This is a genomic window from Arthrobacter sp. TS-15, assembly GCF_006964045.1.
In the GTDB taxonomy this organism is placed as follows: domain Bacteria; phylum Actinomycetota; class Actinomycetes; order Actinomycetales; family Micrococcaceae; genus Arthrobacter.
In genome coordinates this window covers 32,302-44,789 of record NZ_SDXQ01000041.1, presented here as the reverse complement: position 1 = coordinate 44,789, position 12,488 = coordinate 32,302, and the positions used below count along the sequence as shown (strand labels likewise).

10 protein-coding genes are annotated in these 12,488 nt (G+C 63.3%); 3 read left to right on the top strand and 7 right to left on the bottom strand.

Features of this window, described 5'->3' with window-relative positions:
* Positions 1–86 precede the first annotated feature (86 nt).
* Positions 87–524 (top strand): RDD family protein, encoded by a 438-nt coding sequence (locus tag EU811_RS17000; protein ID WP_142939505.1) that lies wholly within the window; start codon positions 87–89, stop codon positions 522–524.
* Positions 525–610: 86 nt separating this feature from the next.
* Here EU811_RS17000 and EU811_RS16995 read toward each other — a convergent pair whose 3' ends face one another.
* The 3 genes from EU811_RS16995 to lipB all read right to left on the bottom strand — a co-directional run bounded on the left by EU811_RS16995 (position 611) and on the right by lipB (position 3,158).
* On the bottom strand, positions 611–1,372 hold the full coding sequence (locus EU811_RS16995) for a DUF4191 domain-containing protein (protein WP_142939504.1): 762 nt from the start codon (positions 1,370–1,372) through the stop codon (positions 611–613).
* A gap of 101 nt (positions 1,373–1,473) precedes the next feature.
* A complete protein-coding gene (lipA, locus tag EU811_RS16990) occupies positions 1,474–2,493 on the bottom strand; it encodes a lipoyl synthase (protein ID WP_142939503.1) in 1,020 nt (339 codons plus the stop codon).
* The gene (gene lipB / locus EU811_RS16985; RefSeq protein WP_142939502.1) at positions 2,490–3,158 is read right to left on the bottom strand and encodes a lipoyl(octanoyl) transferase LipB; all 669 of its coding nucleotides are present in this window, start codon (positions 3,156–3,158) and stop codon (positions 2,490–2,492) included. The genes lipA and lipB overlap by 4 nt, the downstream gene beginning before the upstream one ends.
* A gap of 149 nt (positions 3,159–3,307) precedes the next feature.
* Between lipB and EU811_RS16980 the strand changes: the two genes are divergently transcribed.
* Entirely contained in the window at positions 3,308–4,936 is a 1,629-nt protein-coding gene (locus EU811_RS16980) for a serine/threonine-protein kinase (protein WP_142939501.1), read from the top strand.
* A gap of 42 nt (positions 4,937–4,978) precedes the next feature.
* Here EU811_RS16980 and EU811_RS16975 read toward each other — a convergent pair whose 3' ends face one another.
* Positions 4,979–5,878, bottom strand: coding sequence for a TIGR01777 family oxidoreductase (locus EU811_RS16975; RefSeq protein ID WP_142939500.1), 900 nt, complete (start codon positions 5,876–5,878; stop codon positions 4,979–4,981).
* 85 nt (positions 5,879–5,963) lie between these two features.
* On the opposite strand from EU811_RS16975, the gene EU811_RS16970 reads away from it, so the two are divergent.
* The gene (locus EU811_RS16970; RefSeq protein WP_142939499.1) at positions 5,964–9,494 is read left to right on the top strand and encodes a S41 family peptidase; all 3,531 of its coding nucleotides are present in this window, start codon (positions 5,964–5,966) and stop codon (positions 9,492–9,494) included.
* Positions 9,495–9,581: 87 nt separating this feature from the next.
* On the opposite strand, the gene EU811_RS16965 is transcribed toward EU811_RS16970, so the two are convergent.
* The 3 genes from EU811_RS16965 to sucB form a co-directional block, all read right to left on the bottom strand.
* Positions 9,582–10,010 (bottom strand): OsmC family protein, encoded by a 429-nt coding sequence (locus EU811_RS16965; protein WP_142939498.1) that lies wholly within the window; start codon positions 10,008–10,010, stop codon positions 9,582–9,584.
* A 200-nt stretch (positions 10,011–10,210) separates the two neighbouring features.
* On the bottom strand, positions 10,211–10,564 hold the full coding sequence (locus EU811_RS16960) for a hypothetical protein (RefSeq protein WP_142939497.1): 354 nt from the start codon (positions 10,562–10,564) through the stop codon (positions 10,211–10,213).
* Positions 10,565–10,711: 147 nt separating this feature from the next.
* A complete protein-coding gene (gene sucB / locus EU811_RS16955) occupies positions 10,712–12,466 on the bottom strand; it encodes a 2-oxoglutarate dehydrogenase, E2 component, dihydrolipoamide succinyltransferase (RefSeq protein ID WP_142939496.1) in 1,755 nt (584 codons plus the stop codon).
* Positions 12,467–12,488 lie beyond the last annotated feature (22 nt).

The window sequence follows — 12,488 nt, the reverse complement described above, 5'->3', positions numbered from 1 at the left end:
CCGGCAGGCGAACACCCCGTGCATTGCATACCGATCAGGGCTCCCTCGGGTCGGTCGCCAGTCATGCCAGCCGTTAGGCTTGGAGTGTGGTAGATCGAAAAGACATTGGCTCATGGTTGAGCGGTCCGGACACGTCCGGAATCTCCAAATATCCCGGTGAACGGCTTGGCTTGCCAGAGTCCGGTCCCGGCTCCATGGCGCGGGCAGGACGCCGCATCCTGGGAATCGTGGTGGACTGGGCGATCGCACTGGTGATCAGCAACTTTGCCTTCGGCGGTGATGCGTGGGCAACCTTGGCCATCTTCGCTGCGGAGCAGATCCTCCTGATCGGAACGCTGGGGTACAGCATCGGTCACAGAATCGCCGGGATCCACGTGGTCCGCCTGGGCGGCGGTCCTGCTGGACCTTTGGCCGCCGTGGTGCGCACCCTCCTTCTGTGTCTTGTCATCCCCGCAGTGGTGTTCGACCCCGATCATCGCGGGCTGCACGACAAGGCGATGAACACGATCCTCATCAGGATGTAAGCGCACCTGACTTCAGCCGGGCCTGCGATAAAGCAACCCAACGAAGAACCGCCCCCGTNNACGGGGGCGGTTCTTCGTTGAGTGAATCAGCGTCCGCGGGCGGCCTTGCGGTCCGGACGGGCCTTGTAAGGGTCAATGCCCTTAGGGATCGGCAGCCGGTTTCCAAGGGAGTTGATGCGCTTTGAAACCGCGTTGACTTCCACCTTGGTGAGTTCGTTCTTCAGTTTGCCCATGGTCTTGGCCAATTTGTTCAGTGGTACCTGGCCTTCTCCGCGACCGGATTCCAACACGTGGATGGTCACGTTGGGCAGGATGCGCGCGAGGCGCTTACGCTCGGCGTCCACCAACGGCTTGACGCGGTGGGTGGGGCCTTCGCTGACCAGGACGACGCCGGGGCGGCCAATTGCCATGAACACAGCGTCTTGAGTGCGGGGGTTGACAGCAACAGGCTGGTCCTGGGTTACCCATCCGCGGCGGAGAGTACCCAGTGCCGCGCCGGAAGCGCCTGGCTGGTTCTCAATTTGCGCGAAAGCAGCCTTCTCGGCCCTGCGGGACAGTATGAAGACGGCCGCAAGCAGGCCCAGTGGGATACCAATGATCAGGCCGGTAACCCAGTTCTCCAGCAGGAAGCCGATGAGAAGGGCCACGGCAACCACTGCAAGGAATGCCAGCAGCATGACCCATACAACCTGCGGGTCATTTCGCCGGGTCATTTTGAAGACTTCAGCGATCTGCTTCAGCTGGCTCGGCTTCTTGGCCTTGGCTTCCTTGGGCTTGCGCTGGAACAGCCCACGCTTGGGTGCGTCGGCCGAGGGGGTCGAATTGCTGGAATCAGAGGAGTTCGCCATAGTGCCTTAATTCTACGTGATGGACGCAAAAGGACCGGACGCCAAGATGGTGGCATCCGGTCCTTCACTGTTGTGTGGTTCTTGGCCGCGTTTTTTGGTGTTTAGCTGTGGGCGGCGAGGATGGTGGAGGCTTCCTGGCGGGTGGTGCCGGAGTCCTGGATGCCCTCGGCGATGTGGGCGAGCTCGTCGGGGATGTCCCGGCCCTTCTTCCGCATCGCGGTTGCCCAGAGGCGCCCGGCACGGTACGAGGACCGCACCAACGGACCGGACATGACGCCCAGGAACCCGATCTCTTCGGCCTCGTGCTGGAGGTCCACGAACTCCTGCGGCTTGACCCACCGGTCCACCGGCAAGTGACGCTCGGACGGGCGCAGGTACTGGGTGATCGTGATCAGGTCACAGCCGGCCGCGTGCAAGTCCCTCAGGGCTTCGGAGATTTCCTCGCGGGTCTCACCCATGCCCAGGATCAGGTTGGACTTGGTCACCATGCCCAAATCCCGGCCCTGCGTGATCACATCCAGGGACCTCTCGTACCGGAACGCCGGACGGATGCGCTTGAAAATCCTCGGCACGGTCTCCACGTTATGGGCGAACACCTCGGGCTTGGAATCACAGATCGCCGCGATGTGCTCGGGCTTGCCGGAGAAATCAGGGATCAGCAACTCCACCCCCGTACCCGGGTTCAGCTCATGGATCTTCCGGACCGTCTCGGCGTACAACCACACACCTTCATCGGCCAGGTCATCACGGGCTACCCCGGTCACCGTGGCGTACCGCAACTGCATCGCCTGGACACTGCGGGCCACCTTGGTGGGTTCGAACATGTCCACCGGTGAGGGTTTGCCGGTATCGATCTGGCAGAAATCACAGCGCCGGGTGCACTCGGACCCGCCGATCAGGAACGTCGCTTCCTTGTCTTCCCAGCACTCAAAAATGTTCGGGCACCCGGCCTCTTCACACACCGTGTGCAGGCCTTCCTTCTTCACCAGGTTCTTGAGCTGGACAAACTCCGGACCCATCTGGACCTTGGCCTTGATCCACTCAGGCTTACGTTCAACCGGGACCGCCGAGTTACGCTGCTCAACGCGCAGCAACTTACGGCCTTCAGGTGCCAAGGTCACTGGAGTGCTCCTTCGGGTGTGGAAACGAGTGCTTCTTCATGCTTGTTGAATTCTTCAACAAAGCGGTCAACGATGTCGGCAGGGTTGATGGTCCGGCCGGTTTCCAGCGACATGGTGGTGACGCTGGCGTCGGTGATACCACAAGCGATGATCTGCGCATAGGGTGCCAGGTCATTGCTGCAGTTGATGGCCACGCCGTGCATGGTGACGCCGTCCAGGACCCGAATGCCGATCGCGGCGATCTTGCGGTCAGGTCCTTTGTCGTCGGCAAGGATCCAGACGCCGGCCCGGCCCTTCACCGTCACGGCGTTAATGCCGTAGTCGTGCATCACGGCAATCATGATGGCCTCGAGCCGTTCCACGTAATCGCGGATACCGGCACGGTTCTTTAGCTTGAGGATGGGATATGCAATGAGCTGCCCCGGGCCGTGCCACGTCAGTTTCCCGCCGCGATCCACGGGAACTACGGGAGTGCCGTCAAAGGGGCGTTCGTGGTCCTCGGTGAGTTTGCCGGCCGTGTAGACGGCGGCGTGCTCAAGGATCAAGACGGTGCTGTTCTTCTCGCCCGCAACAACTTTGTTGTGGACTTCGCGTTGCAGGTCCCAGCCCTGCATGTAATCAACGAAATCAGGGGCAAGACCCAGTTGTGAAAACTCAAGAGTCATGGGTTCAAGCTTAGACCCCGCAGGAGACGAGCCATGGTTTTGTGGTGAAGCTCTCAGTCGCATCCAGGGTAGTGGGAACGTGCAGCTGGCAATGTCAGTGCCTGTGGATAACTTCTGCGGAAATTCTTGAGGTCCGGTACACCTTGTCTATGGAAACTCTTGACGCTCCCGGGGCCGTGGCTCCCCACGTTCCTGGCTATTCGATATCCCGCCCGCTGGGCCGCGGCAGCAGCGCCACCGTTTGGCTGGTCACGAGGGATAAGGACGGTGCGCGGTTTGCGGTCAAGTGCGCCACGCCTGATGCCTCCGGTGGTGGTTCAAAGGCATTGGCCAAGGTTTCCCGGGACCTGGTCCGCGAGATGAGGCTCCTCTCCGGCCTCAAGCACAAGCACCTCATCGGTGTCCACGAGGTCCTCCACGTGGGTGCGGTGGGCGAGGGGACGCTGGGGATCGTCATGGACTACGCAGCGGGAGGCTCGCTGGGCAACCTGATATCAGCAAGGGGAAAGCTCAGGATCGGAGAAGCCGTGACGATCCTGACGCCTCTTGCCCAGGCATTGGAATACTTGCACGTCAACGGCACCGAACATGGAGATGTGTCACCGGGCAACGTCCTGTTGACTGCGGAAGGGATGCCGCTGCTGGCTGATCTTGGCGTTGCCGCCATGGTGGGCGACACTCCACGAGGACCAGGTGTCGGAACGCCCGGCTTCATGGAACCACCGGCTCCAGGGTCCGCGAGCGGCGGTCTTTCCCGGAACAATCTCCAGCCCCAACGCGACGTCTATTCGCTGGGAGCGGTGGGCTGGTACTGCCTGACGGGGACAACGCCTGGCCCGGAACAGGATCGTCCGCCGTTGTCCCTTCTGGTGCCCGAGGTGCCCAAGGCAATGGCGGCGGCTTTGGAGGCCGCCCTGGACCCTAACCCACAAAATCGCCCCTCGGCCAGGGAACTTGGCACGGCAATTTTCAGAAGTGCTGCTCCCGAGTCGCTCGATCTCTCCGGCGCCGTGCATGCCTCCGTCATTCCTGAATTGCTGACCAGACGCGAGGCCATGGGGCGTTCGCCCCGCCGGGCCACCCGCTGGTGGCAGGCGTTATGGAGATGGCTGCCGTTCGTGCACGGCGTGGCGCTTCCTGTGCCACACCGCGCGCGCAACTCACGTAGCCGCCCCGGCCGTGAAGGTGGCGGCCGGCCGCTGCTCGTGACGGCGATGGTGGCATTTATTGCTGTCGCTTCATGGATCACCTGGCAGCAGTTTGGACCGACGACGGCGATCGTCCACGAAGCAGCGGCCGAAACCGGCGTTGCCGATCCCAGCCATGCCGCAGATCCTCGGAACCGCCAGGATCTTCCGCAGGCGCTCTCGGAAGGGCTTCAATCCCAGGACCCCTTGATCGCCGTGCCGGCGTTGTCGGCCCTGCGCGACATTGCCTTGGGAGACCGGCGCCTGGACCTTTTGGAGGCCGTTAACGCGCCAGGTTCGCAGGCCGAGGCCGCCGATCAGCAGTTGGAAGAATATCTTCGGGGCGCCGGGACGGCGTTTGCCGGTCTCCACACAACGCTGACAGCCCTGACCCTGGACGGACCCCCGCAGGGAGATCGTGTGCTGGTGGCGGTAACGGCCATGACCTCAGGATATGAGGAACGCCTGGACTCGGGAGAGGTTGTCAGGACCGAGGGCCCAGGGGCGCCGCAGCAGCTCCGGCTGGACATGGTTCGAGCAGGCGGGCGCTGGCAGATTTCGGGAATCCTGAGCGCAGCGCCCGCTAAGTGATGCCAACCACTGGATGATCGCCCGAACATGCAGGCGCCCGTGTCAGCGGGCCTCTTGCTGCTTCAGCCATTCCATGGCATCGGGGAGGGTCGGATGCAACCAATGGAAGCCGGCTTCCTGAAGTCGTGACGGCTCCATTTGCTGGTTGGCCATGACGAGTTCGTCTGCCAGCCCTCCCAGAACCAGTTTCAGGGCTGGTCGGGGAACGCGCAGGAAGGCTGGCCTGTGAAAGGCCTTGGCGAGTTCGGCAACGATCGTGTTGACGTCAGCACTCTCCGGGGCGCAGACGTTCACCGGTCCCTCAAGGTTTGCGGTGAGGAGGTAGGCGAGGGCGCGGGCTTCGTCGGCCAATGTGATCCATGGCCAGTACTGGCGGCCATTGCCGAACGGTCCTCCCAGCCCAAGTTTCAGCAAGGGAAGCAGCGGCCCGAGCGCGCCACCGGAGGTACTCAGCACCACGCCGGTCCGGGGGGTTACCACGCGCACCCCGGATGGTGCTGTTCTTGCCATTCGCTCCCATTCAAAGGAAAGATGCCCCAGCACGCCGGTACCCTGGCCTGAATCTTCCCGCAGCACCCCTTCGCGTGAGGCGCCGTAATAGCCGGACGCTGATTGGCTGACAAAGGTGGAAGGGGGGTTGCTGAGCCGCCGCATTGCCGCGGTCAGTGTCTGTGTTGGTCGGAGGCGGGATTCGGTGAGGACCTGAATCCGGCGTTTTGTCCACGGGCGGTCTCCGATGCCGGCGCCCGATAGGTTGACTACGGCATCGGCTCCCTCCAGGACAGACTCATCAAGTTCGCCCTTGTCCGGGTCCCACGCCCATTCACGTGCCGTTTCGGCTGGGCGCCGCACCAGCCGTACTACCTCGTTGCCTTCAGCGGTCAACTGCTCGGCCAGGGCCGACCCGATCATTCCCGAAGCTCCGGACATCACGATTCTCATGACCCATCTCACCATGGCGAACGCTTGTGGTGGAAACGGCGGTGGATGCCGCAGTTCAGTGATGCCTCTTGACTATGATCGAACAATGACCTCCTCCAGCTACCTCCGTTTCCCGCATGTGCACGGCGATCTGGTCACCTTCGTGGCCGAAGACGACATCTGGATCGCACCCCTTTCAGGCGGCCGCGCCTGGCGGATTTCCTCCCAGCAACTGCCAGCCAGGAACCCCAGGTTTACTCCGGACGGCAAGAAGCTGGTGTGGACCACTGTTGTGGGTACGTCACCGGAGGTGGTCACCGCAAACGTCGACGGCGGCGGGTACAGGCAGTTGTCGTACTTCGGGCACAGCACTACGAAGGTTAAGGGATTCACACCGGCAGGGAATGTGGTGGTGACGAGCGCCTTCCAACAGGCCGAAAGCCGCCACACCCACGCTTACAGCCTCCCGCTGGACGGCGGCGCCGCCGTCGAGCTTCCTTTCGGCCCGGTGGAGGCTGTTGCCTTCGGACCCGAAATTGGTGACGAGAAGCCTGTTGTCCTGGCAAGCGTGCTTTCACGCGAGCCCGCTTGGTGGAAGCGCTACCGTGGTGGCACAGCCGGGAAGCTCTGGATCGACGCTGACGGTAACGGCGAGTTTGAGCGGTTGGTGAAGGAGCTCGACGGGAACCTCACCGACCCCCTGTGGATTCAAGGGCGGATTGCGTTCCTTTCGGACCACGAGGGATACGGAAACCTCTACTCGGTGCTTCCGGATGGTTCCGACCTTCGCCGCCACACGGACCATGAGGACTTCTACGTTCGGCACGCCAGCACGGATGGCACCAGGGTGGTCTTTGAATCGGCAGGCGAGCTTTGGATGTTGCCGTCGTTGGCTGCAGAAGCAGAGCCCGTCAAAGTGGACGTCACCCTTGGCTCGGCATCACCGGGTCGCCGCCCCGCGCCGCTGAAGACTTCCGCCCACTTGGGGGACGTCTTCCCCAACGTCACCGGAACTGCCAGCGCCGTGGAATCGCACGGCACCATCCACTGGCTTCGTCACAAGGACGGACCCTCGCGGGTAGTTGAGGCAACCCCGGGAGTCCGCGCCCGGCTTCCCCGGCCTCTTACGGATGGGCGGATAGCGTACATCGCAGACCACGGGGGAGTGGAAGCGTTGTACATCAAGCGCATCGCCGCCCGCCTGGCTGCTGTGGTGGAGGTTCCCGCACCCACTACCGAACAACCCGCCCCTGCTGCAGAAGAGTCAGCACCTCTGCCAAAGCCCGTTGCCGCATCCAATGTGTTGGGGCACGCAAACGCCCAGGCGGTGAAGCAGCCCGCACAGGCATCCGCCGAGCAAACACACTCCGGAACGGCTGAGGCAAGCAACGATGTACCATCCCCGGACACCGCGGGCGGTACCGCGGCCAACGAGGCTCCCGTGGCATCGGAAGACTCTGCGGATCTTCGGGTTGAATTCCCTGCCCCTACGCGGACAAGCGCGCTGGAAGCCAGCCCGGATGGACGCTGGATAGCTGTCGGCACGTCCTTCGGCGACGTCTTTATTGCCGATACCGCTGCAGGAACATTGGTGCGGCTTGTCAGCGTTGGCGAAGGCAGCATTGATCAATTCTCGTGGTCAAGCGACTCCCAGTGGCTTGCCTGGTCCGAGCCGGTGACGTCCTTCGGTTCGCGGAGCAAGCTTCGGATTGCCCGGCCGGCAGAGCCTGGTGCAGGCATCATCGATGTCACGGACGGGCGCTTCCGCGACGAGTCTCCCAGGTTCACCCCGGACGGAAAGTTCCTGGCATTCCTGTCCAACAGGAGCTTCGACCCCGTGTACGACGGTCACTCCTTCGACCTCTCCTTCCCGAGTCCCATCAAGCCGTACATGGTGGCTTTGGCCGCGGATACGCCGTCGCCCTTTGGCCCTTCCGTAGACACGCTTGAGGACGCCTCGGCTACCGCGGTCCCGTCCGATAAGGACAAGACCGACGACGGCGAAGCTGCCGCCGTGCGCGTGGACCCGGACGGGCTCGCCCACAGAGTGATTGCTGTGCCGGTACCTCAAGGGAACTACTCCGAGCTGGGTGTTGGCGAGGGTGCCCTGTTGTGGCTCGACACCGAACTTTCGGGAGTCATGGGCGATGGGCGGGGAACCCTCCAAGACAAAAAGTCGGCGCCGTCCCTGGTCCGTTACGACCTCGCCAAGCGCAAGCCGGTCACGCTCGTCAAGGCAGTGGACAGCTACCGGCTGTCGGGTGACCTGAGCCGGATCGTTTACGTGCTGGACAAGCAGGTTACGTCCGTTCCTGCTGAGAACAAGGTGGAAGAGGACTCTGCCGATCTTGTCAAGGTGGAGCTCAACAGGGTTCGGGCCATCATAGACCCGGTGGCGGCGTGGGGACAGGCGTTCGACGAGGCCTGGCGGCTGCAAAGGGACTTCTTCTGGACCGCCGACATGGCGGGCCAGGATTGGGACTCCGTGTACAAGCGCTACCGTCCGATCGTGGACAGGCTCGGATCCCACGATGACCTGGTGGACCTTCTGTGGGAGATTCATGGTGAGCTGGGCACATCACATGCCTACGTCAAACCGACGGCTGTCACTGAGCCCGGGCGAAACGGCCAGGGCAGGCTTGGAGCAGAGTTCCAACTCGGTGCCAAGGGGTGGGAAATCACCAGGATCCTCGCCGGAGAGTCCTCCGACCCGCTGGCCACCTCCCCCCTGACTCGTCCCGGGGTGGATGCCAAGGTGGGCGACGTCCTTATGGCGATTGACGGCGTCGAGCTTTCGGCGGCCCTAACCCCGGCGATGCAGTTGGTGGGTTCGGCGGGTAGGACTGTTGAGCTGACGCTCCTCAATGGTGATGGCCATGGAGGAGCTGCCGGTGCCCAGCGACGCGTTGCAGTGGTTCCCGTCCGTGATGAGGAGCGGCTGCGATACCAGGATTGGGTCAGGGCCAACCGGCGTACAGTCCGTGAGGCCTCGGACGGAACATTCGGCTACCTGCATGTCCCGGACATGATGGCCAACGGCTGGGCGCAGCTCCACCGCGATCTCGACACGGAGACGGCCTTGGACGGCCTCATTGTGGATGTGCGGCGTAACCGCGGAGGACACACTTCCCAGCTGGTAGCCGAACTGATCGGGCGCAAGGTCACGGGGTGGAGTATGCCGCGCGGTGAAAAGCCTCGGACCTACCCGCACCATGCGCCGCGCGGACCCGTGATCATCCTCGCCGATGAATTTGCCGGATCCGACGGTGACATCATCACCCAAGTATCCAAGCTGCGGGGCATAGGCCCCGTCATTGGTACGCGGACGTGGGGTGGCGTGGTGGGCATCGACAACCGCTTCTCACTCGCCGATGGAACCGGTGTTACCCAGCCAAGATACGCCACGTGGTTCAGTGGCGGGATCGGTTGGGACGTCGAAAACCGTGGTGTGGAGCCGGACATTGAGGTAATGTTCCCGCCGCATGCGTATGCGGCCGGGACGGATCCCCAGTTGGAATACGGAATCGGTGCACTTAAGGAAATGATCCAGGAACTGCCCACCGACCGTCCTCCGTTGCGTGAGGGCTACCGAAAGCTCCGGCCGGCACCGCTGCCGTCACGTCCCCGGAAGGGCTGATAGGCAACCAGGCGCAGAAGAGCCCCGCCGCTTCCCTGAGGGGGAGCGACGGGGCTCTTCCTGGTTTTCGCGCGATGCTGTTCGGTGCTACGCCGTGAGGGTGGCATCCAAGGTGATCTCGATGCTGGCCAGAGCGCCGGAAACGGGGCAGCCGGTCTTCGCGTCTTCGGAGATGCGACGGAAGTCTTCCTCGGAGAGGCCGGGAACCTTTGCGGTCATGGTCAAGTGGCTTCCCGTGATGCCGGTGCCGGGAACAAACGTGACGTCAGCCTTGGTGTTCACTTCCTCTGCGGTGAAACCTTCGCCGGCCAAAGCGTGGCTGAAGGCCATGGAGAAGCATGCGGAGTGGGCAGCGGCAATCAGCTCTTCGGGACTCGTCTTGCCGCCGGACTGCTCGGTGCGCGCCTTCCAAGTGACATCGAACGTGCCCAGACCCGAGCTATCCAGAGTTGTGTTGCCGGCGCCCTCGATCAGGGTTCCGTTCCAAACCGTGTGTGCGGTGCGTGTTGCTGCCATGTCCACTCCTTGGGATCGTTGTGAGTCGGCAACCAGCCTTTGGCAGGTGCCACCGGGATCAATCCTATGGATTTGCCCGCCGGACCGCACGGGCATTCTGCTGACGGTGGATTGTGACCCCCGGACTGGCGTCATGGATACCTAACAACTGACACAGTCCGGCCGGCACAGGGGCCCCGGAAGTTTTGTGTAGCCCGGGCCTAGTTCCAGAGGGTGGCGATGGCGATGTTGATCAAGGCCAAACCGCCTACGCCATGTGCCAGTCCGGTGGACACAGGCTCGCCGTTCTTGACCTTGCGGGCTCCTATGACGGCGAGGACGGCGACGGCAACGCCGATGGCAAACTTGATGCCAAGCTTGAAGTAGCTGGGGTCGGCGTCCGGCAGCAGGGGAATCACACCCATCATGGCGATGCCCGTGAGCAGCTGAAGGAAGGCGCCGTCACGCTGGCGCGGGTGGACGGTGGGGGTCTTGAGAGTGGCGATCCAGTAGCCCACGATCATGGCCGCGCCGACGATGTGCAAGAACACCAGAATGCTGAAGAGAATACTCATGGCCCCAGCTTATCCAGTTGGTTCTACGTCCCGTAGCAAAGCCACGCGGACGCCGTCAGGTGCATCGAAAGCAGAAGGGCAGGTTACCGGTTGTCCCGGGAACCCGCCCTTCTGATTCTTACAAACGCTGCTTAGTTCAGCACGGTCTTAGAGGCCGAGGTCTGCTTCGAAAGCACCGTCTTCAAGGCGGGCCTTGAGGGTCTGCAGGAAGCGTCCGGCATCCGCACCGTCCACCAGGCGGTGGTCGTACGTGAGGGACAGGTACATCATGGAGCGGATGGCGATGGAGTCGTCGCCGTTTTCGTCGGCAACCACGACGGCGCGCTTGACGATCGCGCCGGTTCCGAGGATGCCTACCTGTGGCTGGTTGATGATGGGGGTATCAAACAGTGCACCAACGGAACCGATGTTGGTGATGCTGAACGTGCCACCGGAGAGCTCGTCCGGGCCGATCTTGCCGTCGCGGGTACGGCCTGCGACGTCGGCGATCTTGCTGGCCAGGCCGGCAAGGTTGAGGTTACCGGCGTCGGAAATGACGGGAACCAAAAGGCCCTTGTCTGTGTCCACGGCGATCGCCAGGTGCTCGGCGTTGTGGTAGGTGATTTCCTGCTTGGACTCATCGTAAGCAGCGTTCAGCTTCGGGTGCTGCTTCAGGGCCTCGGCCACTGCCTTGGCGATGAAGGGCAGGAACGTCAGCTTGACGCCATTCTGGGCCTGGAAGGAGTTCTTGGCCTTGAGCCGGAGCTTGGCGATCTTGGTCATGTCGACCTCGTGCACCTGGGTCAGCTGAGTGGAGACCTCAAGGGACTCGCGCATGCGGCGGGCAATAACCTGGCGGATACGCGGGGCCTTCTCAGTGGTGCCTCGCAGGGAGGAGGCAACCACGGGGGCAGCGGCCTTCGCGGCCGGAGCTGCAGCGGGGGCAGCTGCAGCGGGAGCTGCGGCTGCTTGCTTCGCTTCGGCGGCAGCCAGGACGTCCTGCTTGCGGATGCGGCCACCGACGCCGGTGCCGGAGACCGATGCGATGTCTACACCGTGCTGGTTGGCAAGCTTGCGAACCAGCGGAGTGACGTAACCGGATTCCGAAGAACCTTCTGCCGGAGCAGCCTGAGCAGATGCAGCGGCAGGGGCTGCCGGTGCCGGGGCGGCTGCGGGTGCCGCCGGAGCAGCGGCAGGTGCTGCGGGTGCCGGGGCGGCAGCGGGTGCTGCGGGTGCCGGGGCGGCTGCGGGTGCAGCCGGGGCCTCAGCGGCGGGCGCGGCAGACGGTGCGGGAGCCGAAGCGGGGGCAGCGCCGGAGCCGATGACGGCAAGGACGGAGCCAACCTCTGCTGTCTCATCCTCGCTGACGCGGATTTCCTGCAGGGTGCCGGCAACGGGGGACGGGATCTCGGTGTCTACCTTGTCGGTGGAAACCTCGAGGAGGGGCTCGTCCACCTCAACGGTGTCGCCTACGGCCTTCAGCCAACGGGTGACGGTACCTTCGGTGACACTCTCGCCCAATGCGGGGAGGGTGACTTCGTGGCCTTCGCCGGAAGCCGCGGGGGCGTCAGCGGCCGGGGCCTCTTCAGCGGCAGGAGCGGCGGGAGCTTCTTCTGCCGGTGCAGCCTGCTCAGCCGGGGCTTCCTCAGCCGGTGCAGCCTCGGCTGCAGGTGCGGCCGAACCGGAGCCGTCGCCGATGCGGACCAAGGGGGCGCCTACTTCGGCCGTCTCGTCTTCAGCGACGAGGATTTCTTCGATGACGCCAGAGATCGGAGAAGGGATTTCGGTGTCTACTTTGTCGGTTGAAACCTCGAGCAACGGCTCGTCGATCTCCACCCGGTCACCAACCTGCTTGAGCCAGCGGGTGACGGTTCCTTCGGTGACACTCTCACCGAGGGCGGGCAAGTTAACGGATTCAGACATGTCGTCCCCGTTCTCCTTATTG

What these genes read in the sequence shown, in the direction of transcription:
- EU811_RS16995 (WP_142939504.1), bottom strand. Translation starts at nt 1,372, where the DNA reads ATGGCGAACTCCTCTGATTCCAGCAATTCGACCCCCTCGGCCGACGCA.
- EU811_RS16965 (WP_142939498.1), bottom strand. Translation starts at nt 10,010, where the DNA reads ATGGCAGCAACACGCACCGCACACACGGTTTGGAACGGAACCCTGATC.
- lipB (WP_142939502.1), bottom strand. Translation starts at nt 3,158, where the DNA reads ATGACTCTTGAGTTTTCACAACTGGGTCTTGCCCCTGATTTCGTTGAT.
- sucB (WP_142939496.1), bottom strand. Translation starts at nt 12,466, where the DNA reads ATGTCTGAATCCGTTAACTTGCCCGCCCTCGGTGAGAGTGTCACCGAA.
- EU811_RS16975 (WP_142939500.1), bottom strand. Translation starts at nt 5,878, where the DNA reads ATGAGAATCGTGATGTCCGGAGCTTCGGGAATGATCGGGTCGGCCCTG.
- EU811_RS16960 (WP_142939497.1), bottom strand. Translation starts at nt 10,564, where the DNA reads ATGAGTATTCTCTTCAGCATTCTGGTGTTCTTGCACATCGTCGGCGCG.
- EU811_RS16980 (WP_142939501.1), top strand. Translation starts at nt 3,308, where the DNA reads ATGGAAACTCTTGACGCTCCCGGGGCCGTGGCTCCCCACGTTCCTGGC.
- EU811_RS16970 (WP_142939499.1), top strand. Translation starts at nt 5,964, where the DNA reads ATGACCTCCTCCAGCTACCTCCGTTTCCCGCATGTGCACGGCGATCTG.